Raw genomic sequence first — 24,008 nt, forward strand, 5'->3', positions numbered from 1 at the left:
TGTTTACGGTTCTTTTTTCTGTTTAATGGAAAGTTTCCTTGAGGAAGAGGCGCCTCGGCCTTTACAAAAAAAACGAATGTATGTTCGAAAAAAAGCTTGGCAAACGTGTTAAAACAAGGTATCATTATCTTATAAACAGTAAAGGGTGTGAGCTTATTGTCAGACCGTCGTGCCGCGCTTGATATGGCGCTCCGTCAAATAGAGAAGCAATTTGGTAAAGGATCCATCATGAAACTGGGTGAGTCCACTCATATGAATGTGGAAATTATTCCCAGCGGTTCCTTGGCTTTGGATATTGCATTAGGAACAGGCGGCTTGCCTAAAGGCCGTATTGTTGAAATATATGGACCTGAATCCTCTGGTAAAACAACCGTAGCATTGCATGCTATCGCTGAAGTACAAAGAGCGGGTGGACAAGCTGCATTTATCGATGCCGAGCATGCTCTTGACCCACAATACGCAAGCAAACTTGGTGTTAATATTGATGAATTGCTTCTGTCTCAGCCAGATACGGGTGAGCAAGGGCTGGAAATTGCAGAAGCTCTTGTTCGCAGTGGTGCAGTAGATATCGTCGTTATTGACTCTGTAGCCGCATTGGTTCCAAAAGCAGAGATTGAAGGCGAAATGGGTGATTCACACGTTGGTTTGCAAGCGCGTTTGATGTCTCAGGCGCTGCGTAAACTGTCTGGTGCAATCAGCAAATCCAAAACAATCGCAATCTTCATTAACCAGCTTCGTGAGAAAGTCGGCGTTATGTTTGGTAACCCGGAAACAACACCTGGTGGTCGTGCTCTGAAGTTTTATTCTACAGTACGTCTGGATGTGCGTCGTATTGAGAGTATCAAATCAGGCAATGACATGATTGGTAATCGTACTCGTATTAAAGTTGTGAAAAACAAAGTGGCACCTCCGTTTAAACAAGCGGAAGTGGATATCATGTATGGCGAGGGTATCTCGAGAGAAGGTAGTATCATTGACATTGGTACAGAGCTGGACATCGTTAATAAAAGTGGTGCATGGTACTCCTACGAAGGCGAGCGTTTAGGACAAGGCCGTGAGAACGCAAAGCAGTTCATGAAAGAGCATAAAGATATTGCTGACATCATTGAACAAAAAATTCGTGTAGCCAGTAACTTGGTTACTGCAGTTCCTGCGCCAACTAGTGAAGAGCAACAAAAAGAAGCAGCAGAAGAACAAGAATTGTTTGAAATCAACGAGTAATCTCTCGAAACCTCCTTGTAGGGAGGGATCCTGAGGGTGTTCCCCACTGGACTCCGTAAACTTATCTGATTGAGCTTGGATCAATCTGGATAATGGATTGTAGTGTGGGAGTACTCGTGCTAACAGCCCCTGTCCCAATGGACAGGGGCTGTTAGCACGCTAACTGTGGAGTAAAGGCCGGGCAGAGTTCCCGGTCTTTTGTGTTATTGGTGTTCTTTGTCTATGTGAAGGTGTGCTTGGCGTAGTCAGAATGAAAATGTTATGAAAGGGGAGACCAGAATGGATCAACATGACGAGGATTTATATGAAGAAGCAGAACAGGACGGCCTATCCCAATTTCCGGACAACGAAGAACTTATTATTACACGTGTAGAACGAACGAAGAGCAGGCAAGCTCGTTATCGAATCACTTTTGGCATCCACTCCATTACGGTTCTTGAAGATGTGATGATTAAATACAGGATGACTCAAGGTAATACGTTTATGAAGAAGGATCTGGAGGAAATCATTGTAGCTGACGAGCGACAGCGGACGTATGCACAGTCTCTGCGTTTTTTGGAGCATAAACCGCGCACACGCCATGAATTAAGTCAGAAACTTCGTCAGAAGGAGTTTGCTGCACCTTTGATTGAAGAGGCGCTGGATCGGCTTGAGCGGGAGAACCTGGTGGATGACGATCTATTTGCGAAGGAATGGACAAGACAGCGTATGGAGGGCAAGCGGAAGGGAAAACTGTGGATAAGGCAAGAGCTGCGGCAAAAGGGCATTGCCAATGATCTCATTGTTGAGGCACTAGAAGGGATCAGTACAGATGCGGAATTTGAGACTGCCTTGAGTGCAGGACGCAAAAAATGGAATCAGGTCAAAGGGGACGTCAAAGAGAAGAAAAATAAAACGCTTCCCTTCCTAATGAGACGTGGTTTTTCAATGGATATGGTGCGCCGGGTCGTGAATTGTTTAATTGAAGAAGATGAGGCTGGGGACCCTGAAGATGACGAAGCGTTGTTATGGGATTAGCAGACTAGAGTCTCTATACTGCATTCTCTTGACAATTTCTTTCGTCAAATACTAAAATGGACATGAGTCTGTAAGAAATGGACAACCCTTTTTCCTTCCAAAAAAGCGGTTTCGGTTTCTTAAGATTTATACCATTCTTAATTATGGGTTCGCTGGAAACAGTGAATAGTACGTGGAAACATGTACATGTGAAATGAAAATCGGCGGGGGATCGCCGTGAGTATTCGTTATTCCCAAACATATGTAAGGTTTGAAAACTGCAAATTGACCCAAGGAATGCCTTGGAGGAACCAACGAGGAGGTGAACAGTATGGAAATTGCAATCACGATCGCTCTCGTTGCAGCCGCGCTATTCATTGGGTTCGGAGTAGGATATTTTATTCGCAAATCTCTTGCAGAGGCTAAAATCTCTAGTGCGGAACAAGCTGCCGTACAAATCGTGGAGAACGCGAAGAAAGAGGCAGAAGCACTGAAGAAAGAAACGGTGCTGGAGGCGAAGGATGAAATCCATCGCATTCGCGCTGAAGCTGAAAAAGACACTCGTGAACGTCGGAATGAAATTCAACGACAAGAAAGACGATTGTTGCAAAAAGAAGAGTCGCTGGATAAAAAATTGGAATCACTCGAACGTAAAGAAGAGCAAGTGGCTAACAAAGAGAAACGAATTGATGAGACTCAGCAGCAGATCGAAATGATTTACAAAAACCAGGTGACAGAGTTGGAACGTATATCCAACCTCACCATGGAAGACGCACGCAGTATCATACTGTCCAACGTAGAACAGGAAGTTCGTCATGAGACGGCTCAAATGATCAAGGACATTGAACAACAAGCGAAGGAAGAAGCGGACAAAAAGTCCCGCGAGATTATTACACTCGCCATCCAACGTTGTGCGGCTGACCACGTAGCGGAAACAACGGTATCTGTTGTTACCCTGCCAAATGAAGAAATGAAAGGCCGGATTATCGGTCGTGAAGGACGTAACATCCGTGCGCTTGAAACCCTTACAGGGATTGACCTCATTATCGATGATACGCCAGAAGCTGTTATTCTGTCGGGCTTTGACCCGATTCGCCGTGAGATCGCCCGTACTGCCCTGGAGAAACTGGTGGCTGATGGACGTATTCACCCGGCACGGATTGAAGAGATGGTTGAGAAATCCCGTAAAGAAGTGGATGAGCGCATCCGTGAATACGGTGAGCAAGCTACCTTTGAAGTGGGCGTGCATGGTCTGCATCCGGATCTGATCAAAATTTTGGGCCGGTTGAAGTTCCGTACAAGTTACGGTCAGAACGTCTTGAAACATTCGATGGAAGTCGCTTATCTGGCTGGACTGATGGCTGGCGAACTCGGAGAAGACGTAACTCTGGCAAGACGTGCAGGTCTATTGCATGACATCGGTAAAGCGCTGGATCACGAAGTGGAAGGATCACACGTCGAAATTGGCGTGGAACTGGCGAAGAAATACAAAGAACATCCGGTTGTAATCAACAGTATCGCGTCCCATCACGGAGATTGCGAAGCGACTTCGGTCATTGCCATGTTGGTTGGCGCAGCAGATGCGCTCTCCGCAGCAAGACCAGGCGCACGCCGCGAAACGCTGGAAACGTATATCAAACGACTGGAGAAGCTGGAAGAAATCTCAGAATCCTTCGAAGGTGTCGAGAAATCGTACGCCATTCAGGCCGGACGCGAAGTTCGCGTTATGGTACAGCCTGAGAAAATCGATGATGCTGAAGCCTTCCGCTTAGCCCGTGACATCACAAAGATGATTGAGAATGAACTCGACTATCCGGGTCACATCAAAGTCACCGTCATCCGGGAAACCCGTGCGGTTGAATACGCAAAATAGAGCATTACGGAAAAGTGGCCGCAGTAGTGGGCCACTTTTCCTGTTGATAGCCTGTTAAAAGGCAACTACACATCATGGAGCATGAGATAGAGTCCTGCAAAGGTTCAACATTTGAAGTAAGAGGACTTTGCAGGAATTGAGGAGGCAGTAATCAATGAAAGTTTTGTTTATTGGTGACATTGTAGGTAACGTGGGACGTAAGGCATTAAAGGAAAATTTACCGTACCTGAAATCGAAGTATAAGCCACATGTGGTGATTGTGAATGGTGAAAATGCGGCAGCAGGTCGTGGCATTACCGGTGCAATCGCAAATGAGTTTTTCAACTGGGGTGTACATGGTATTACACTTGGTAATCATACTTGGGACAATAAGGATATTTTTGATTTTATAGATGATGAGCCCCGCATGATTCGTCCAGCGAACTTTCCACCAGGCACACCAGGACGAGGGTACACGGTTGTCAAAGGCGAAGGGAAAGAGCTAGCGATTGTCAATCTTCAAGGAAGAACGTTCCTGCCTGCTCTGGATTGTCCATTCCGTGTAGCTGATGAAATTGTAGATGAGCTGCGCCAAGACCATAAATGTATTTTGGTCGATATGCATGCTGAAGCGACGTCAGAAAAGATTGCCATGGGATGGCATCTGGATGGACGTGCGTCTCTCGTTGTAGGTACACATACACATGTACAGAGTAATGATGATCGGATTTTGCCTGGAGGAACAGCTTACTTGACGGATGCAGGCATGGTAGGGCCTCGTGACGGTATATTGGGTATGGAGCGTGAGGCCGTGCTGCGTAAGTTCTACACTCAGCTGCCTGTACGTTTCGTTGTAGATGATGGCAAATGGCACTTCCATGGTGTTTTTGTTGAAATTGATGAAGCCACAGGTGCGGCAACACGCATCGAAAAAATTCGTCTGACGGAGGATGAGTGGCGCATGGAATAGGGGTATTGTCCCAATTTGCAGGGAAACCCGTCTAAAAAGAAGGAATTTTTTTGCCTCCCGCGAATAACATCTAGTAAGTGGAAACAAACTTTCAACATTCCCAGGGAGGTACTTACCATGGATGTATTAAAAGTTTCAGCAAAGTCCAATCCTAATTCTGTAGCCGGCGCTCTTGCAGGGGTTCTTCGTGAACGTGGAAATGCTGAACTGCAGGCAATTGGAGCGGGAGCACTGAACCAAGCCATTAAAGCGGTAGCGATAGCCCGGGGATTTGTAGCACCAAGCGGAGTTGACCTGATTTGTATTCCAGCTTTTACAGACATTGTGATCGACGGCGAGGACCGAACGGCCATTAAGCTGATTGTGGAGCCCAGATAATACATGCAGTATGCATTGAACCTGTTTACGATGTAGACAGGTTTTTTTGCGTTTTTTTGCAATCACATATTGAGGAGGGTTTAAGATGTCCATGTCTGATTGGCGTGTAGCTGATTTTCACTGTGATGCACTGAGCAAAATTTTGATGCAGCCTGCCCTTTCATTTGAAAATGCTCCACAACTGGATGTGAACTTGCAACGTTTGAAAGAGGGGAATGTAGGGTTGCAGGCGTTCGCCATCTATTTACCCGAAGTACTTGGCAGAGGCAAGTTTGAACATGTCATGGGGCAGTTGGAGATTTATCGTAGACGTGTGGAGAGAAGTCAGGAGTGGCCTGCCGGCACACAGACGTTGTTATGGCGTGAACAGGTGGCTCAGGTGGGGCAAACAGAGGGTCCGTGGGGATTAATCACACTGGAGGGTGTGGATGGCCTGGAGGGCAACCTGTTCTATCTGGAGTTATGTTATCAGATGGGCGTTCGAATTATTGGACTAACGTGGAATTATGCTAATTGGGCGGCCGACGGAGTCATGGAGAAGCGTGGAGCAGGTCTGACCGAGAAGGGGAAGGAACTGGTGCACCAGTGTAATGAAATCGGAATGCTGCTTGACGTGTCACATCTGACAGAGAAAGGGTTCTGGGAACTGGCTGACTTGAGTAAACGTCCTTTTATCGCCTCCCACTCCAACAGCTACAGCGTATGTCCCCATGTGCGTAATCTGAAAGATGATCAGATTCAGGCTATCATTGCCCGGGAAGGGCGGATTGGACTGACGTTTGTACCCTGGTTTGTAAAGCAGGAGGGTGAGGTACGTATAGAAGATCTGCTGCCTCATATTGAGCAATTCTGTTCTCTCGGCGGGCAGCACCATCTGATGATGGGGTCTGATTTTGATGGAATCTCAACGTATATTCAGAAACTTGAACATTCAGGACATTATCCGAGACTGACGGAAATCCTGCTCAAGCATTATGATGAACATCTGGTTCGTGGCTGGTTGTGGGGGAATGCAATGAGTTATCTGGGGGAACACTTGCCAGAGAGCAATCCAAAGATGAAGGGGAAATCCATGAAATAGTGAACTGGTGTGTGCGTTGAAAGTGTTGAATTGAAACTAGTTTTCCAAATAAAGGACGGGAATGATGGTGAAATAAGTGTATTTCATGAATTTTCACCAGTTCGTTTTCATTTCACTCCAAAAAGGGGTATAATACCATTGGATTGTTAAGAGCCTGAGTACAGGCCATAGATAAACAAGGAGTGAATTTACAATGAGTAAAACAGTACCTGTGGGCGTATCTGCCCGTCACATTCATGTATCCCAAGAGCACGTTGAAATTTTGTTTGGCAAAGGTTATGAACTGACTGAATTTAAACCTCTGTCCCAGCCTGGCCAGTACGCTGCTAACGAAACGGTAGCGGTAATTGGTTCGAAAGGACAGTTTGATAAAGTGCGTATCCTTGGACCTGTTCGCCCTGAAACGCAACTGGAGATCTCCATGACAGATTCATTTGCGATTGGTGTTAAAGTACCTGTACGTGAATCTGGAAGCATTGAAGGTACACCAGGAATCACGATTAAAGGTCCTGCTGGCGAAGTAACAATTGATAAAGGTGTTATCGTTGCTGCTCGTCACATTCACTTCCATACTTCTGATGCTGCTAAATGGGGTATCGAGGACAAACAAATGTTGAAAGTTCGCCTGGGCGGAGACCGCGGTCTTGTACTGGAAAATGTACTTGCTCGTGTATCCGATTCTTTCGCACTGGACATGCATATTGATACAGATGAAGCTAACGCTGCTGGCGCTCGTAATGGCGACACTGCTGAAATCATCGATTAATTACATGTAATAGCTTCAGCCGCCAATTGGGGCGATCTGAATAACATATAAACCTGAGCACAGCCAACAGGGGCCGGTTAATTCCAGCCCTGATGGCAAGGCTCAGGTTTTTGTATTTTCTGAGTGTTCTTCTGAACATGGCATGTTACGGATTAGACGAAGGGACATGCGCTTTGGATGTGGAACTACAGCCCAATTCATGCTATAATTTGCTGTAATGCTCTTTTAATGTTCCAAGCAAGAAATTCACCTGGAACAGGGATGAATGAACGATTTTTTATTAATAGAGGCTGTAAGGAGTGACCGAAGGAAATGGCTAAAGACTCAAAAAAGGATTACTCCCAATATTTTGATTTTTCCGATGCCAAAGTAATTTCGCAAGATGAATTCAGCAAAAAGATAAGAATCCGGGGCCGTGAGATTAATATCAAATCGGAACCCAATCATCGTCAGGAGAAACAGCGGGGCAAGGAAGACGTCCAGGTGCTTTACGAAAATGCCGTTCCCGATGAACTGAAAAACATAGGGAAAGGCAAACACTATATTGTATATACGTATGGATGTCAGATGAACGAGCATGACTCGGAGACCATCAAAGGACTGCTTGAGTCTATGGGATATCAGGCTACAGAGGATCGCAAAGAAGCTGATATTATTCTGCTCAATACGTGTGCCATACGGGAAAATGCGGAAGATAAGGTGTTTGGTGAGCTGGGTCACCTGAAAACGCTAAAACTTGAACGTCCGGGATTGTTACTTGGCGTATGCGGGTGTATGTCCCAAGAAGAAGGCGTCGTCAACCGAATCATGCAGAAGCATGGCTTTGTGGATATGATCTTTGGTACACATAATGTGCATCGACTGCCACATCTAATCCAGGAAGCGCTGTTCAGCAAAGAAATGGTTGTTGAGGTGTGGTCCAAGGAAGGCGACATTATTGAGAACCTGCCGAAGAAACGTGAGGGTATGCGCGGCTGGGTGAACATTATGTATGGCTGCGACAAGTTCTGTACATATTGCATCGTTCCGTTCACGCGGGGCAAAGAACGCAGCCGTCGTCCGGAAGATGTCATTGCCGAAGTACGTGATTTGGCACGACAAGGCTTTAAGGAGATCACGCTGCTTGGTCAAAATGTGAATGCGTACGGCAAGGACTTCACCGACCTGAACTACAGTTTTGGTGACTTGATGGATGCCATTCGCCAAATTGATATTCCGCGGGTACGTTTTACAACCAGTCACCCACGTGACTTCGATGATCGCTTGATTGAAGTGCTGGCCAAGGGCGGAAATCTGGTGGAGCACATTCATCTTCCGGTGCAGTCTGGCAGTTCGGAAGTACTCAAACGTATGAGCCGCAAGTATAACCGGGAACACTATCTGAAGCTGGCTGACAAAATTAAAAAGGCCATCCCGGATGTTGTGTTGACAACGGATATTATTGTTGGTTTTCCAGGGGAAACGGAAGAACAGTTTGAAGATACACTTTCCCTTGTCCGTGAAGTAGGGTATGATTTTGCCTATACCTTTATTTATTCCCCACGGGAAGGTACACCGGCTGCGGTGATGGAAGACAACGTACCGATGGAAGTGAAGAAGGAACGTTTGAAGCGCTTGAACGAAACGATCAACGAATACAGCCAGCGAAGCAATGAACAGCAACGCGGCAAAATCGTTGAAGTGCTCGTTGAAGGCGAGAGCAAACGGAATTCCGAAGTTCTGGCAGGACGTACGCGCAGCAATAAGCTGGTGCATTTTGAAGGACCCAAAGAATTGATCGGTACTTTTGTACAAGTGGAAATCACCGATCCGATGACTTTTTATATTCGGGGCAACCTGCTCTCCGAGCCGGTAGCTGCCAATCAGTAATAGTAATACACACACCAATAAGATGAATATTTTTGCACTTGGCGGGGTTACGGCCGAGCGTAGCGAAGGTGACGGAATCGGTTCTGTAGAAGCGAAGCGTTCGCCTTTGTCTCCAAATTTTAACCTTGAACATTTCAATCGAAAAAATTCGGAGACAACAGCGATCAAAAGAACGATCCGACACCGCAGCGGTCACTCAGCAGTCAGCTGAACTTAGTGCAACAGTGAGTATTCATCTTATATCATCTCATAGAATGGAGCGATTTCAGTGGCGCAGGAAGAAGTGCAGTACAACCATTATGGAATGCCAACCTACGATACGCGCAATCTGGTCATACGCGACGACATTATGGGAAAAGCCAAAGAATTGGCTGATATGCTCGGAACGAGTGAGGAAGTTAGACAGTTTCAACAGGCTGAAACCAAAATTCGGGATCATGAGCGCATCCAGCAGTTGATTGCAACGATCAAGAAAAAACAAAAAGAGATTGTTGCTTTTGAAAGCTTCAAAAATGTGGAGATGGTCAGCAAAATTGAACAGGAAATTGAAGATCTGCAAAGCGAACTGGACAGTATTCCATTGGTTACGGAATTCCAGCAGAGCCAGAGCGACATCAACTACTTGCTTCAACTAGTGATCTCCGTAATCCGGGATACGGTTTCTGAAAAAGTAAACGTGGAGGCTGGAACGGATTCACCTCCGACCAGTTGCGGTTAAATGACGGAAGGGTGCGGACGCTGTCCGCGCCTTTTTTGACATTACATAACCGTTAACGTGGAGTGGCTATCGCCAAGTACGCGGAATATAATTCCAAGCAAAGCTCCACGCTGTGGGGTTATTTTGTGTGGCGCAGCTGATTTTTAATGATAAAGGCACATGACATCAAGAGAGCGTGATACGTACAGTGAATAAAGGAGAAATGAATAATGAGTATTTTGGACAAAATGGTGGAAGACGGAGACGGACGATTCTGGGGATTTCTCGGCTGTCGTTATATTAAAGGAGACGGCAAAGAAGTACAGATCGCGTTGACAGCAGGCGAACATCATACCAACTCCATGGGGATTATTCATGGGGGTGTATTAACTTCACTGATGGATCAGGCGATGGGTATGGTTGCAACAGCAGCAATGGAAGTGGACGGCTGTGTGACAACGAATCTGAACGTACATTTTCTCGCACCAATGAAACAAGGGGAATTAATGGTGACAGCTACGGTAATGCATCAAGCTGGACGCAGTGTTACGACTCATTCGGAGGTTCGTGATGCATCGGGTACGTTGGGATGCATGGCTACGGCGACATTCCGCATAGCACGCCCTAGAACGTAACGCACGAATCCTGCGGTTGACAAAAGATATTATTATGTCATAATGAAATTATCAAAATGAAAATAGTCGGTGGTGCCCATGAGCGAAAACTACGAACATTTTAATGCAGAGAGCGACGAACAAGCAGCACGTGCTTATAGTTCCAAAAAATATCGTACCCCCGATGGTGTTCCTGCGGATATCGTTATGTTCACCTTAACCAAGCGGGAGCGCAAGACGGTGACGAAGACACTTCCCATTCGGGAACTGAAAGTGATGCTGATTAAGCGCAAAGGCTGGCCTTTTGCAGGTAGATGGGCATTACCCGGTGGATTTTGTCAGGAGAATGAATCCATCTACGGTGCAGCTAAGCGTGAGCTGATGGAAGAGACAGGTGTAGACGGTGGACATCTGGAGTACTTGAATGTATACAGTCAGCCGGGTCGTGACCCGAGGGGCTGGATTATCTCCCACGCATTTTTTGCACTTGTGGAAGAATGGATGCTGGATCAACGCCAAGCAGCAGATGATGCTGAGGATGTTGGATTGTTCACCATTCAGGAGGCGCTGCAAGAACTGGAACTGGCCTTTGATCACAGAACAATTATCGAAGACGCTTATCGACGTATTCAACAGCAGATGCTGGAAACGACGATTGCTCGTCAGTTCCTGCCACGTGATTTTACATTAAGTGAATTATATCAGGTTATTCAAAGTGTTGTACCGGATTTTGAAGAACCAAACTTCATTCGCAAGATTACGTCTACCCGCAGCCGTAAAGGCATTGTGGAAGAAGTAAGAGATGATGAGGGGAACCTGGTGAGTTCCAACCAGTACTCGCAGCGTCCGGCGCAGTTATATCGTTTTACAGAACTCGTACCACGCCTGTCCATCTATACGTAATAAGGTGTAGATGTGTCAATCTGATTGAATCAGGATCAACCATTTCTGGGCTAAGGGAGTGTTGACGATGAAAGCACTGATTGTCATTGATTTTACGAAGGATTTTGTGACAGGTTCTTTGCCAGTAGGTCAGCCGGCAGTAGAGATTGAAGAGACGATTGCAGCTGTAACCGAGGCCTATTGTAAGAACAAACATGAGGTAATCATGGCTGTGGATCTGCACGAAGAAAATGATCCGTATCACCCGGAGACTGTACTTTTCCCACCTCATAACATCAGAAATACGGAGGGAAGACAGTTATATGGTCGTCTTGCCCAAGTGATGGAAGAACGGAAAACAGATATACAGTGGATGGATAAGACGAGATATAGTGCATTCTGTGGGACCGATCTGGAACTCAGACTGCGTGCACGTGGTATTACGGATATTGCACTGATTGGGGTATGCACGGATATTTGCATATTGCATACCGCTGTGGATGCTTACAATAAAGGTTTTCATATTACGGTATATGAAGATGCCGTTGCCAGCTTCAATCCGGCAGGGCATGAGTGGGCACTTGGACATTTTCGTTCCAGCCTTGGTGCTTCGGTGGTTAAGGCGAGCGAGACAGTCTTGGCTTAATTTACTCCATAGTCATGTTTGGTTGACCTCATGTTAGGAACCGGATGAATGTGGTGAATGGTGTATAGAGTTTTTTACGGGAGACTTGTTTGTTTAATACGGATGAACAGAATCATGAAGAATAAGTCTCCTTATGTTAACCCGTGTTTACAGATCAAATCTGGGGACACGAGCGGAAGTCAGAGAGGATGAGACAAATGCAGACAACTAGCCTGGCTTTACATACGGATAAATATCAGATCAATATGATGTACGCCCATTGGGTGAATGGTACTCATAAGCGGAAGGCGGTATTTGAAGCCTATTTCCGTAAGCTTCCTTTTGGCAACGGATATGCGGTATTTGCCGGATTGGAACGTATTGTGAACTATATCAGCCAGCTTCGGTTTACGATGGACGACATCAAATTTTTATCCAAACAAGAGGAAAATTACGATCCGGTCTTTCTGGAAGAATTGCTCCAGTTCTCATTTCAGGGGACGATTCATTCCATGAAGGAGGGTGCAATTGTTTTCCCTGACGAACCGCTCATTCGGGTAGAAGGCTCCATTATGGAGACACAATTGGTGGAGACGGCGATACTTAACTTCATGAATTATCAGACGTTGATTGCAACCAAGGCTTCGCGGATCAAACAGGTAGCGCAGCAGGATACGTTGCTCGAATTCGGCACACGGCGTGCGCAGGAAGCGGATGCTGCCATCTGGGGCGCACGTGCCTCGTATGTAGCAGGTTTCGATGCAACGTCTAATATGCTGGCCGGAGAGCGCTTCGGAATCCCAACAGCAGGTACACATGCCCATTCCTGGGTACAGAGCTTTATGAGCGAACAGGAGGCGTTTGACGTGTATGCCAAAGTGTTGCCTGATCAGGTTACGCTACTGGTTGATACCTTTGACACGTTGAACAGTGGGGTACCTCACGCCATCAAGACAGCCAAGAAGTTGGAGAGCCAAGGCAAAAAGATGAATGCCATTCGTCTCGACAGTGGTGACCTAGCGTACTTGTCGATTCAGGCACGTCAGATGTTGGATGAGGCTGGCTTGGATTATGTGAAAATTGTTGCATCCAATGATTTGGATGAAAATACGATTTTCAACCTAAAGGCTCAAGGAGCACGGATTGATACATGGGGTGTTGGTACACAGTTGATTACGGCTTCTGACCAACCATCTTTGGGTGGAGTATATAAATTGGTGGAGCGTGAAGTGGACGGTGCTATGCTGCCTACGATCAAAATATCTGCCAATCCTGAAAAGGTGTCCACTCCAGGTAAAAAAGAAGTGTTCCGGATCATTGATCCGAAACATGGCAAAGCGATTGCAGATTATATCTGCTATCCAGATGAAGAGCAGCCGCTACAGGGCGGACCGCTCAAGCTGTTCAACCCGCTACACCCTTACCTGAAAAAGACCGTTACCCGCTACGAAGCGGTGAATATGCTGGAGCCGATCTTTGTGAACGGGCGCAAAGTGTATGACCTGCCTAATCTGGATGAGATTCGGGCGTACCACCTGGAACAGATGAACCTCTTCTGGCCGGAATACCAACGGAAGCTCAACCCGGAGATCTACCGTGTGAACATCAGCCCTGCGGCATGGAATATGAAGCAGAAGCTCATTGCGGAACATGTGAAATCCACAGAGGAATAATTCACACATAAGAATTACAGAGAGGCATAACCAGTGAGGTATACTGGCTTATGCCTTTTTAATATGATCCCGATGAGATGGACCATTGATGTAAGAAATCTCATGGACAGACTGCCAAGGTAGCAGGCTATACTGGATAATAGTCATTCCCAATTCAAGAGGTTGTAGGGGAAAAGCAGTAATTATTTCTCGGGAAAGCGCAGGAGACGCCAAATTCTGCATCGCATTGTTTCAATCCCGTAGCTGTAGGGGATGAAAGTAAGAGGAGGTGCAGACATGAGGTGGATATTAGGACTGGTCTGGATCGCTTTTATTGCCTATGCATTGTTGTTGGCACCGGGGCAGTCACCTGGAAGTGATCCGATATTCAAAGAACTGATTACAATGCAAAGCAAAGAACCTTGGTTACTTACGGCGTTTTCATGGTTAGGTATTTTCCCGGCAGTTTATGCCTGTATGCTGTTAAGAACATCTGCGAAAGAACGCGGTGGCCGTGTGCCGGCTTGGCCTTTTGTTATCCTTTCTTTCGGACTGGGGGCTTTTGCCCTGCTTCCCTATTATGCATGGTCATCATCCGCAAATAGAGCTTCGGGTTACGGAAGCTTACATTTTGGTCGTCAGCGTGAGTCGGGAATTGGACGGGTAGCAGCCCATAAGTTGACGCATGTAATCCTTCTGCTGTTGACGCTGGGGACGGCATTCTATGCCGTGACGCAAGGTCATCCGGATGTATATATGGAAGCATTCAATCAATCTGCCTTTGTACATATCATGACGATTGATTTTGTACTGCTGACCTTACTTTCCATGATTGCGATATACAGGGATACTGAAGCGAGTCGACGTTCACCAGCTTGGGCAGTGACAGGCATTATCCCCATCGTGGGTCCACTGATCTATCTGTTGACGCTCAGGAGAGACAGAGCTTGATCATCAATGTCTGATGAATCCAAAGGTAAAAGGTAGCCGTTAAGCCGAAATGCGAACAATTCATGTGCTTAATGGAAAAATATATAAAATCCAAAGAAGGAGTGGCTATCGATGAAAAATCATTTTAACGCATATGTTGTCCGTAAAGAAGAACAGGGCGGAGTGAAAGCTGCTATAGAGCAACTGAAGAAGGAAGATCTGCCAAATGGAGATGTAACGATAAAGGTGCAATATTCCAGTGTCAATTATAAAGACGGACTCGCGACTCTTGAGAAAGGCGGTGTCGTTCGTGAGTACCCGATGGTACCAGGAATCGATCTGGCAGGAACGGTAGAGGAGTCGGTCAGTGGACGTTTTGCTCCAGGAGATCGGGTGATCAGTACAGGATTTGAACCTGGCGTATCCCATTACGGAGGGTACAGCGAGTATGCTCGTCTGCGCAGTGAATGGCTGGTGCCTCTGCCACCGGGTCTCAGTGAAAAAGAAGCCATGGCAATTGGAACCGCAGGATTTACGGCTGCACTTTCGGTAGATGCGCTGTTACAGGCTGGAGTGACACCGGAGATGGGCAAGGTTCTGGTTACGGGTGCAACGGGTGGCGTTGGCAGTATGGCAGTTGCTATTCTGGCGAGACTTGGCTTTGAAGTAACAGCTAGCACAGGCAAAAAGGATCAGGAGGAGTCATTGCTCCGAAATTTGGGCGCCTCAGAGGTTATTACTCGTGAAGAAGCTGATGCTCCAGCTAAAGGAGCCATGGGGAAACAGCTATGGGCGGGAGTTGTTGATCCAACAGGAGGACCGGCTCTTGCGGAGCGATTGAAACAGATTCAATACGGAGGTGCGGTAGCGGTATCCGGGTTAACCGGAGGCACAGCTTTTGAATCCACGGTACTTCCGTTTATTTTGCGTGGCATCCAGCTTATGGGTATAGACTCTGTATATTGTCCGATGGAACGTCGGGAACGATTGTGGAAACTGCTCGGCGGAGAATGGAAACCAGAGCGCGCGCTGGAACTGGGAATCCGGGAGATTTCTCTAGACCAATTACCTCATACACTGGAGACGATACTCCAAGGTGGTGCAGTAGGTCGGACTGTGGTCAATACAATATCAGATCTGCCATCCGCATAAGATTCTAAGTCCTTAGACATGCTAATTCTACCTGATTGGGTCACAGTACACCTGGCTGGAAAGGAAGGATTGGCATGTGGTTTGGTAGAAAAGGGCGAAATATAGTTCGAAGAACAATGAAGTCGGTACTTGTAAGTGGAGTGTTGATCACAAGTGTCTGGTCCCTGGTGGCTTGTTCGGCATCATCCATTGAGCAGGAGCGGAAGGTCTACACCCGCGAAGCGACAGATGAAGGAAATATGAGAGCACAGAGTCAAGGACACGGATTAAACGGTGATTTGGTGAGTGAGATCAGTAAGAGTTTTGAAGCAAAAGGCATTCAACTGATGAATAATATGTTTGAAGATGATGGCCATGGTGGGATCTCTTATATGTATTTGTTGAATGGAAGTGGCAGACACATCGTGAAAGTCCATATTTTCAGTGATGCGACAACCCGGGCTGCCAGCATGGAACAAATGTATAGTGAGGATCGTGATGAGGCTGTCTTGGAGAATGCACTTGGACGGACAACCATTTGGAGCAAAGGATACGTCTCACTCGTTTATACAGCTTCCGGTGGGGAAAAGGACAAGTATGAACAGGATGTGTTGCAGGTGTTCCAACATGTGCTGGGGCAACTAAAGTAAGTAGAGCGAGATATCCTTCGTACGTTACCCTACAGCTGAAAATAAACCCGAAAAACCCGTCTGATCTTTCAGACGGGTTTATATATTTCACGCATCACATGCCGCAGCTCGGGCAGAATGAGTTTTTCCATGGCCAATTTGACGGCTCCTTTGGAACCCGGCATGGAGAATACTGCTGTGCGTCCAATCGTTCCAGCGACGGCTCTGCTCAGGATGGCAGCGGAACCGATATCTTCGGTGTAACTGAGAAAACGGAAGATCTCACCAAAGCCCGGAAGTTCATTGTCGAGAAGTGAAGACACCGCTTCGTAGGTTGTATCTCGGGGTGCAATCCCTGTTCCGCCGCTAAGCAACACGGCTTCGATATCATCACGAACAGCTGCATCTTGCAGGATACTTCGAATGTTCTCCGTTTCATCTGGTGTGATGATGTATTCAACGATCTGATAACCCGCTTCATGCAGAAGCTGTTGCATGAGCTGGCCACTGGTGTCAGTGTCTTTAGTGCGTGTGTCCGACACCGTAACAATCATGCACGATACCGTGTCAGGGGCTTCCTGGCGATGTTGTTCCACTGAATTAGTCATGAAACTTCCTCCTTCAATCAACATGTCCTCATAGCATAGACCATCCGTAAGAATCAGGCAATGTACTGGGAAAGAGTTGAACATTATTGCACAACGAATGCGGGATGGTGTACACTCGCTAGATATAGATAGATCAGGTTACAAGAAGGACAATAGAGAGGTGTATACGCATGAATGAAACGATTATAAAAGAACAATCCATACCTGTATATATACTGTCAGGTTTTTTGGGGAGTGGCAAAACAACACTGCTTGTTCAGTTGATCGAACATTGGCAACAGCAGGGTTTGCGTCCCGCAGTGGTTATGAATGAGTTAGGCGAAGTCAATCTGGATGGTCAGATTGTGGATTCCACCGTTCCGATGACAGAGATGTTAGGTGGATGCATCTGTTGTACCGTACGTGGCGACTTGGGATTGCAACTTGCTGATCTCGTTCAAGAGGAATCACCGGATGTGATCATCATTGAAGCAACCGGTGCCGCGAACCCAATGGAGATTCTGGATGCGGTAACGGAGACCTCACTCTACATGCGACTGGAACTGAAAAGTCTCATTACCGTTGTGGATGCAGCACATCTATCTGGTCTGTATCAGGAGCAGAAGGGGCAGACGTTCAAACTGATGCAGGAGCAGATTCGTTGTGCATCTGTGCTTCTCTTGAACAAAACGGATCGGGTGAGTGCACAGGAACTGAAGGATCTGGAGCAGCTTTTGGCAAAATGGAATGGCTTCGCACCTGTAATCCCTACGGTCAAATGTGAGGTGGAGATGGATCTGTTGCTTCGCAGTGGGGCAGACGTGCATGTACGTGATTCAGCTTCTGAAGCTGATAAGCTGGCTCACCAAGAGCAACATGTGCATACGGAAACCTGTGGTACACATGGTTGCAGTCATGGTCATGAACATACAGATCATACAGTCCAAGACGATGCTACTAATACTGACGCACCCCATAGCCATGTCCATAACCACGGTCACGAGCATTCCGCTCCCCATGCATCACACGAACATGTCATGGTGTATACGCATTATTTCAGTCATCCGGTGAACAGCGAATCATTTGAACAATTTGTATCTGCTTTGCCACGGGACGTGTATCGAGCAAAAGGCATTTTATCGTTTAGTGACACGGCGAGCCGTTTCTGGTTCCAGTATGCTTACCGTGAATCGGATTACATGAAGATTACACCTCAGGGAGATGTCCCTAATGTTGCAGTGTTTATAGGTGAACATTTTGACCAAACTGTCATTCGTGACCAATTACTGGAATTGGAAGCGATAAAGTAGGTTAGATGATTCAATATTCCTCCGAACTGGGTATTAAAAAGCATAGCAAACTTTGCCTGGGAGGTAACTTTAAATGACACAACAACAATATCAACAATGTATCGATGCTTGCCTGGAGTGCATGAATGCTTGCAACGTATGTTACATATCGAGTCTGAAAGAATATGATCTGGCGATGCTGCGTGATTGCATTCGTTTGAATCGTGAATGTGCGGAGATCTGCAGTTTTGCTGCACAAGCGATGACACGTGGAAGTGATTTCATTGCTGAAATATGTGAATTGTGTGTGAAAGCTTGTGAAGCTTGCGCCGCTGAGTGTGGCAAACACCACCATGATCACTGCCAAGCATGTGCAGAGGCTTGCCGCAGATGTGCAGAAGCTTGCCGGTTGATGGCAGCAGTGGCGTAAATATTATTTCACTGGAATATATAATTAAAACCGATAATGACCGTTGTCCCCCTAAGGGAAGGCAGTGAACACAGGCATCTGAGACGATGTGCCTATGTGTTGCCTTTCAGTAGGGGATTTTTAATGCAGGTTGCCAAGTCTGATCGTGGTATGTATAATGATGGCAATGAATTGAAACGAAGAATATCAATGATCGGGAGAGTAGCCAGATCCATACATGACAGCGAGCCGGGAGAGGTGGAAGCCGGTATGACATGACCTGAGTGAACCGCACCCGTGAGATGGTTATCCGAAAAGATGTACGTATCCCGATTGGGGATAGGCCATATCTGTCTGAGGGTAACCCGGCTTGCGACCGTTATACGCATCGAGCGGAACAGGTTCTACTGGTATGCATGTTGATGCATATTAGGAGTAGCTGTTCACCTAGAGTGGTACCGCGGGAACTGTTAATTCAGCTCTCGTCTCTTATTTAGAGACGAGAGCTTTTTTGTGTTTATTTTCAGCCAATAATGAATGGATAAGGAGTGTTTGACATGTTGATGAAGCAGGCTGCGGCCGATATTGCCCCTTTAACGGGATTGAATGAAGAAGAGGTTCTGAGATTACTGGAAGTCCCACCACAGGCGGAGATGGGTGATGCAGCATTCCCTTGTTTTGTATTAGCGAAGTCATTAAAGAAAGCACCGGCAGTCATTGCGACCGAGCTAGCAACGGGATTGCAGGCAGCAGGACTTGAAGCGACTCCCGCCGGGCCGTATGTAAATATCCGTTTTAATCGGGAGAAGCTCGCGCCGAATCTGCTGAAAGAACTGGGGAATGCCACATTTGGTAAGCTTCAGCTTGGTCAAGGTTCACGTGTTGTGATTGATATGTCTTCCCCTAACATCGCAAAACCCTTCGGAATCGGACATTTGCGTTCTACTGTAATCGGTGCAGCACTGTATCGGTTGTATAACGAAGCGGGTTATACCTCTGTAAGTGTGAATCACTTGGGAGACTGGGGAACCCAGTTTGGCAAGCAGATCGCAGCATACAAACGGTGGGGCAATGATGAAGCGTTGCAGGCAGACCCGATCCGTACGTCCCTGGAACTGTATGTGCGCTTCCACGATGAGGCGGAGAACGATCCTTCACTGGAGAATGAGGCACGCGAGTGGTTCCGCAAGCTGGAGCAAGGGGATGATGAAGCACAGCGGTTATGGGCGTTCTTTGTGGAAGTGAGCATGAAGGAATTCAACCGGATGTATGAACGCCTGAATGTACAGTTCGACCATACGCTGGGAGAAAGCTTTTACAATGACAAGATGGGCGCAGTGGTTGAAGAACTCAAGACAAAAGGTTTACTTGAAGAGAGTGATGGAGCACTCGTGGTACGCCTGGAGGATGAGAACATGCCCCCGTGCCTGATTATCAAAAAAGATGGAACAACAATTTATCCTACTCGGGATTTAGCTACGGCAGTCTATCGTCATGAGGTGATGAAGGCAGATCGGTTGTTATACGTGGTCGGAGGCGAGCAGAAGTTACATTTCCGGCAGGTATTTGCGGTCCTATCCCGGATGGGTCATGAATGGTCTGCGAAGTGTGAACATATCCCGTTTGGATTAATGCGTTTTGAGGGACGGAGAATGTCTACCCGCCGCGGTAAAGTCATCTTTTTGCAGGAAGTGTTGGATGAGGCAGTCGCTCGTGCTTTGCAGATTATCCAGGAGAAAAACCCGAATCTGGAGAACCCTCAGAAGGTGGCTGAGGCGGTTGGTGTAGGTGCCATTGTCTTCGGTGATCTGCGTAATAGTCGGTTAAACGATGTGGACTTCTCCTTGGAGGATGCGGTGAGTTTTGAAGGGGAGACCGGACCTTATGTGCAGTATACCCATGCCCGGATTCAAAGTGTGCTTGCCAAGGCAGAAGAGGCGATCCACGTGGAAAATGAAAACCCTCTGTCTAACCCCAGTCTTGCGGATGGTGAGATTGACACAGTGACCACTCCATCCTGTATCGGAGATACCTCATGGGCATTACTGAAACTGCTTGGTGATTATCCCGAGTATTTGGAAAAAGCAATTCATCGGAATGAGCCTTCGGTCATTGCCAAATATACAATAGATGTCGCTCAAGCGTTCAACCGCTTCTATCACGCCGAACGGATTGCGGATGCGTCATCTGATGTAAGGTCCTTCCGGGTGGCATTGGCCAAACGGACTGCCGAACGCCTCGCGTACAGTTTACATTTGCTAGGTGTGCAAGCTCCAGAGCGGATGTGATCCCAGGTGATATGGAGTACAGGTGGACTTTTCAAAAAAGCCAATCAAGATGTACCAGACTCATCAGGTCGAGGTATGTTGCTTCAACAAGTGAGCAAGCGATTAGGTAATGCTCAAGTACTTGTTGAAATTAATCTGGAAGTGAAGCAGGGAGAATGTGCTGTGCTTGTTGGCAGAAACGGCTCGGGCAAAAGCACGTTGCTACGTATGTTGGCAGGTATTTTGTTACCCGATACAGGATCGATCGAGCGCACAATGAAGGGTTCTCATGGGTATGCAGTAGATGGCCTGCCACGTTTACCCTTTACCTCTGGAGAGTATTTGTGGGACATGGGACGGATTCGGGGCATTCGCCCCGAAATACTGCGTGAGCGGATTAGAGAACTTAGTGAACTTTTATATCTCGATACCGCGATCGATCAGAAGTTACCCTTATTATCCAAGGGCACATTGCAAAAAGTAAATTTGATTCAGGCCCTGTTACCTGGACCGGGTGGTCTTTTGCTGCTGGATGAACCGTTGTCAGGCTTGGATATTCCAGCTCAAGAGGCAGTTGTATCCTTATTGGGACAATGGAAGGGTGAAGGGACATCCATCGTTACAGCTTGCCATGAACCGTTGCTTATTGAACGTTTGGCAGACCAGGTAATTGTGTTGAAGAAAGGCAGCGTGCTCCGCTACTGGAGTCGTGAAGATATACTTCAAGCTGGCGAACCGGTTGTACGTATTCAAAGTCTAACGGAAGCTGGAGAGGATCTGGTTAACGATCTATCGATTGTACAACAACCGGGAGTACTGTCTTTAGTTCGTAATACAAGCTCGGAGATATCCAATGCTTGGTTGTGGGATTGGAAAGTAGTTCAACAATCAACAGATGATGTCCTCAGCATGATTCTGGCATCCGGAGGTTCGGTTGTGTCTGTACAACAGGAAGAAAGTCAATTACATATGGAAAGTCTGCTGGAAGGACAACATCCAGCTGTACATGCGAGTCGTGGAGGTTTCACAGAATCTGTGGACTTAAGCTCTTCCATGGATGATGCGGGGGGAGAAGCCGAATGATCTATCTGACCCGATATTTGTTAAGGCATCACATTCGCTCACAGAAATATTTTGCACCGGTTATCTTTTATATCATCGCCATGCTGCTGATCTATTCCTACAAACCCAACCCTATTGCGGACAGTTACAGTGTCACGGCTATGCTGTTATTTCTGGCAGCTGCTTGGCTTGGAGTAATGGTGATGAATACCGAACCTGCAAAGCAGTATCAATTACTCGTCCTTCATGCAGGAAGCAGGCGTAAGGTTGTAACAAGTCAACTCATCTGTGCCTGGATAATGCAATTTATGCTCACCGCAATCACTGTGCTGTATCCCGTGTTCGCGGGAATGTTCGAGAGACAACCTACAGGTGAGGAGTGGATGATGACTTGGTTAGGACATCTGGGGTTATCACTGCTGGGATTGGGCATCAGTGTATTCTTTCAAAAATCGTACATTCCCTTGCTTAGTCGAAGTATGCCTGCCCTCATTATTGTATTATTACTATCGTTTATCCAAGGTTCCTTAAGTGAACGTTTGCCTGAATCGTTAGAATGGCTTGGCCACATTCTTCCACCAGCCTTTTATCTTGTTCGTGAGATGATGTTATTTGATGAATCAAAGATGGACTCTTTTGTTTCGGTTATGCTGTGGACTGTGCTCTATGCATTGGGATTATTAATCATCCATGTGTGGCTGTCCGGAAGAAGAGATCTGCGGAGTTAGGAGACGCGCTTCCCGATAACTTGAATGTTGCTCTTGGTTTGGTTAGGATAGAGGGACATGGAATGGTTAACATTGTACGGTTGAAGGGGGCGCTCGCATATGCAAAATACAGATATCCAGAATGGTGACATGCTGGACAGCGAACACTCCAGGGAATTGTTTGCCTATTACGGATTGGCAGTGTACTACGGGCAGGCGCTTGAACAGCAGCTGGTCAATCTGATTTTATTAATGAAAATGTCTCAGGGCAAAGCCGTGTCTGAAGAGGATCTGGAAGATCTGTACGAACGAAAGATGAGCAGTTCACTGGGGCAGCTCATTCACGAAGTGCGCCATCATTTTACATTCTCTGAGGAAGAGACTCGCCAGTTGAATGAATTATGGCAACAACGTAACCGTATTGTACATCATTATTTCAAGGAACGAATTCACGAGACATTCAGTCCGGAAGGACGATCACGTATGATTAAGGAATTGGAGGATTTCAAAGACCGTGCACAGGAGTTGGAGATCCGTCTTCAGCAATATACGGGTGCCTGGATCGCAGAGCTTGGTCTGGATGCCGAATCCGCAGCAGCTCTGCAAACGCTGGAGCGGATGCATACCGAGAGTATGCAAGCAAGGGCTTTGGAAGAGGATGAATGACAAGCAAACGGATAACGAAACGCTGGATTGTAATTACGGCTCTAGCTGTAGTATTAGTTGGAATCCTGTGGACTGTGGTTACCGCAATCCGTATATCAGCATATACGGATGAGGATTCATCCAGGATATCGGATACAGCAATCATTCTGGGCGCAGCTGTGGCGGGGGATAACCCTTCACCTGTATTTCGCGAACGTATTGAACACGGGATTGAATTATACCGTCAGGGTACCGTTCGTAATCTGCTTTTCACAGGTGGGTCAAGTGGTGATGGAGAACATACGGAAGCTGAAGTGGGTCAGAAGTATGCCATTGCACATGGAGTAGATCCTGCGGACATTCGCATAGAGACCAAATCTAGAATTACCGAGGAGAATCTGGTCAATTCTATTCCAATTGCTGAACAGGCCGGATATCAAACCTATACGATTGTGAGTGATCCGTTACATATGAAACGGGCCATGAAGCTGGCTGCCGGACTGGGTATGGATGCCGTACCTTCTCCGACACGAACAACGGCTTATCGAACCTGGCGCAGCAAGTTTCCTTTTCTCGCAAGAGAGACCGTGATGTACATGGGATATACGATCAAAGGATGGATAGACAATCCGCAGCAGCCATGAGGTTGCACGCGGATTTTTTTTGTCTGGCCGAAATCGAAATAAACAGTATCGGAACCTGAATCCCGATGAAAATACAAAAAAACCGATCTACACGCAAACCCTGAA

The 24,008-nt window shown here is 46.8% G+C and carries 26 protein-coding genes; 25 read left to right on the top strand and 1 reads right to left on the bottom strand.

The features are described from left to right. Nucleotides 1–156 precede the first annotated feature (156 nt). From recA to MKY66_RS11570, 17 genes are all read left to right on the top strand, one after another. Nucleotides 157–1,221 carry a recombinase RecA gene (gene recA / locus MKY66_RS11490; protein ID WP_036609261.1) on the top strand — a complete coding sequence of 355 codons (1,065 nt, stop codon included), beginning with the start codon at nucleotides 157–159 and terminating at the stop codon, nucleotides 1,219–1,221. Nucleotides 1,222–1,500: 279 nt separating this feature from the next. Further along, nucleotides 1,501–2,238: a regulatory protein RecX gene (locus MKY66_RS11495; RefSeq protein WP_076208863.1), complete on the top strand. Its 738-nt coding sequence runs from the start codon at nucleotides 1,501–1,503 to the stop codon at nucleotides 2,236–2,238. Between the two features lie 310 nt (nucleotides 2,239–2,548). Beyond that, nucleotides 2,549–4,090: a ribonuclease Y gene (gene rny, locus MKY66_RS11500; protein ID WP_036670418.1), complete on the top strand. Its 1,542-nt coding sequence runs from the start codon at nucleotides 2,549–2,551 to the stop codon at nucleotides 4,088–4,090. Nucleotides 4,091–4,244: 154 nt separating this feature from the next. Further along, nucleotides 4,245–5,039 carry a TIGR00282 family metallophosphoesterase gene (locus MKY66_RS11505; RefSeq protein WP_036609256.1) on the top strand — a complete coding sequence of 265 codons (795 nt, stop codon included), beginning with the start codon at nucleotides 4,245–4,247 and terminating at the stop codon, nucleotides 5,037–5,039. A gap of 117 nt (nucleotides 5,040–5,156) precedes the next feature. Then, on the top strand, nucleotides 5,157–5,417 hold the full coding sequence (locus MKY66_RS11510) for a stage V sporulation protein S (RefSeq protein WP_007430104.1): 261 nt from the start codon (nucleotides 5,157–5,159) through the stop codon (nucleotides 5,415–5,417). An 85-nt stretch (nucleotides 5,418–5,502) separates the two neighbouring features. Continuing rightward, complete coding sequence (locus MKY66_RS11515; RefSeq protein WP_256704106.1) at nucleotides 5,503–6,498, top strand: dipeptidase; 996 nt, start codon at nucleotides 5,503–5,505, stop codon at nucleotides 6,496–6,498. 193 nt (nucleotides 6,499–6,691) lie between these two features. Further along, the gene (locus tag MKY66_RS11520) at nucleotides 6,692–7,264 is read left to right on the top strand and encodes a phosphate propanoyltransferase (RefSeq protein ID WP_076208862.1); all 573 of its coding nucleotides are present in this window, start codon (nucleotides 6,692–6,694) and stop codon (nucleotides 7,262–7,264) included. Nucleotides 7,265–7,576: 312 nt separating this feature from the next. Next, the gene (gene miaB, locus MKY66_RS11525; protein ID WP_076208861.1) at nucleotides 7,577–9,133 is read left to right on the top strand and encodes a tRNA (N6-isopentenyl adenosine(37)-C2)-methylthiotransferase MiaB; all 1,557 of its coding nucleotides are present in this window, start codon (nucleotides 7,577–7,579) and stop codon (nucleotides 9,131–9,133) included. Nucleotides 9,134–9,155: 22 nt separating this feature from the next. Next, nucleotides 9,156–9,344 carry a hypothetical protein gene (locus MKY66_RS11530; protein WP_339807138.1) on the top strand — a complete coding sequence of 63 codons (189 nt, stop codon included), beginning with the start codon at nucleotides 9,156–9,158 and terminating at the stop codon, nucleotides 9,342–9,344. A gap of 57 nt (nucleotides 9,345–9,401) precedes the next feature. Further along, the gene (locus tag MKY66_RS11535) at nucleotides 9,402–9,851 is read left to right on the top strand and encodes a YlbF family regulator (protein ID WP_036609251.1); all 450 of its coding nucleotides are present in this window, start codon (nucleotides 9,402–9,404) and stop codon (nucleotides 9,849–9,851) included. A 209-nt stretch (nucleotides 9,852–10,060) separates the two neighbouring features. Then, the gene (locus MKY66_RS11540) at nucleotides 10,061–10,465 is read left to right on the top strand and encodes a PaaI family thioesterase (protein WP_076208860.1); all 405 of its coding nucleotides are present in this window, start codon (nucleotides 10,061–10,063) and stop codon (nucleotides 10,463–10,465) included. A gap of 78 nt (nucleotides 10,466–10,543) precedes the next feature. After that, a complete protein-coding gene (locus tag MKY66_RS11545; protein ID WP_076208859.1) occupies nucleotides 10,544–11,347 on the top strand; it encodes an NUDIX domain-containing protein in 804 nt (267 codons plus the stop codon). A gap of 67 nt (nucleotides 11,348–11,414) precedes the next feature. After that, the gene (locus tag MKY66_RS11550) at nucleotides 11,415–11,972 is read left to right on the top strand and encodes an isochorismatase family cysteine hydrolase (protein ID WP_036609245.1); all 558 of its coding nucleotides are present in this window, start codon (nucleotides 11,415–11,417) and stop codon (nucleotides 11,970–11,972) included. Between the two features lie 197 nt (nucleotides 11,973–12,169). Continuing rightward, entirely contained in the window at nucleotides 12,170–13,624 is a 1,455-nt protein-coding gene (locus MKY66_RS11555; protein WP_076208858.1) for a nicotinate phosphoribosyltransferase, read from the top strand. A 276-nt stretch (nucleotides 13,625–13,900) separates the two neighbouring features. Further along, nucleotides 13,901–14,554 carry a hypothetical protein gene (locus MKY66_RS11560; RefSeq protein ID WP_076208857.1) on the top strand — a complete coding sequence of 218 codons (654 nt, stop codon included), beginning with the start codon at nucleotides 13,901–13,903 and terminating at the stop codon, nucleotides 14,552–14,554. Nucleotides 14,555–14,665: 111 nt separating this feature from the next. Further along, entirely contained in the window at nucleotides 14,666–15,685 is a 1,020-nt protein-coding gene (locus tag MKY66_RS11565) for an acryloyl-CoA reductase (RefSeq protein WP_076208856.1), read from the top strand. Nucleotides 15,686–15,801: 116 nt separating this feature from the next. Further along, the gene (locus MKY66_RS11570; protein WP_339807139.1) at nucleotides 15,802–16,314 is read left to right on the top strand and encodes a hypothetical protein; all 513 of its coding nucleotides are present in this window, start codon (nucleotides 15,802–15,804) and stop codon (nucleotides 16,312–16,314) included. 68 nt (nucleotides 16,315–16,382) lie between these two features. Here MKY66_RS11570 and MKY66_RS11575 read toward each other — a convergent pair whose 3' ends face one another. After that, complete coding sequence (locus MKY66_RS11575; protein WP_076208854.1) at nucleotides 16,383–16,901, bottom strand: molybdenum cofactor biosynthesis protein B; 519 nt, start codon at nucleotides 16,899–16,901, stop codon at nucleotides 16,383–16,385. 170 nt (nucleotides 16,902–17,071) lie between these two features. Here MKY66_RS11575 and MKY66_RS11580 point away from each other — a divergent pair, with 170 nt between their 5' ends. The 8 genes from MKY66_RS11580 (at nucleotide 17,072) to MKY66_RS11615 (ending at nucleotide 23,903) form a co-directional block, all read left to right on the top strand. After that, nucleotides 17,072–18,190, top strand: a complete 1,119-nt coding sequence (locus MKY66_RS11580; RefSeq protein WP_076208853.1) for a GTP-binding protein — start codon at nucleotides 17,072–17,074, stop codon at nucleotides 18,188–18,190. 73 nt (nucleotides 18,191–18,263) lie between these two features. Continuing rightward, complete coding sequence (locus tag MKY66_RS11585) at nucleotides 18,264–18,599, top strand: four-helix bundle copper-binding protein (RefSeq protein ID WP_036609230.1); 336 nt, start codon at nucleotides 18,264–18,266, stop codon at nucleotides 18,597–18,599. A 123-nt stretch (nucleotides 18,600–18,722) separates the two neighbouring features. Beyond that, on the top strand, nucleotides 18,723–18,857 hold the full coding sequence (locus MKY66_RS11590) for a hypothetical protein (RefSeq protein ID WP_256704105.1): 135 nt from the start codon (nucleotides 18,723–18,725) through the stop codon (nucleotides 18,855–18,857). A 278-nt stretch (nucleotides 18,858–19,135) separates the two neighbouring features. Further along, nucleotides 19,136–20,866, top strand: coding sequence for an arginine--tRNA ligase (gene argS, locus MKY66_RS11595; protein WP_076208852.1), 1,731 nt, complete (start codon nucleotides 19,136–19,138; stop codon nucleotides 20,864–20,866). 6 nt (nucleotides 20,867–20,872) lie between these two features. Continuing rightward, nucleotides 20,873–21,928, top strand: a complete 1,056-nt coding sequence (locus MKY66_RS11600; RefSeq protein WP_076208851.1) for an ATP-binding cassette domain-containing protein — start codon at nucleotides 20,873–20,875, stop codon at nucleotides 21,926–21,928. After that, nucleotides 21,925–22,635 (top strand): hypothetical protein, encoded by a 711-nt coding sequence (locus MKY66_RS11605; RefSeq protein WP_076208850.1) that lies wholly within the window; start codon nucleotides 21,925–21,927, stop codon nucleotides 22,633–22,635. The genes MKY66_RS11600 and MKY66_RS11605 overlap by 4 nt, the downstream gene beginning before the upstream one ends. Nucleotides 22,636–22,734: 99 nt before the next feature. Continuing rightward, entirely contained in the window at nucleotides 22,735–23,280 is a 546-nt protein-coding gene (locus MKY66_RS11610) for a hypothetical protein (protein WP_053061520.1), read from the top strand. Further along, the gene (locus MKY66_RS11615; RefSeq protein ID WP_076208849.1) at nucleotides 23,277–23,903 is read left to right on the top strand and encodes a YdcF family protein; all 627 of its coding nucleotides are present in this window, start codon (nucleotides 23,277–23,279) and stop codon (nucleotides 23,901–23,903) included. Before MKY66_RS11610 ends, MKY66_RS11615 begins: the two co-directional genes overlap by 4 nt. Nucleotides 23,904–24,008 lie beyond the last annotated feature (105 nt).

Source organism: Paenibacillus sp. FSL R5-0766 (genome assembly GCF_037971845.1).
Classification (GTDB): Bacteria; Bacillota; Bacilli; order Paenibacillales; family Paenibacillaceae; genus Paenibacillus.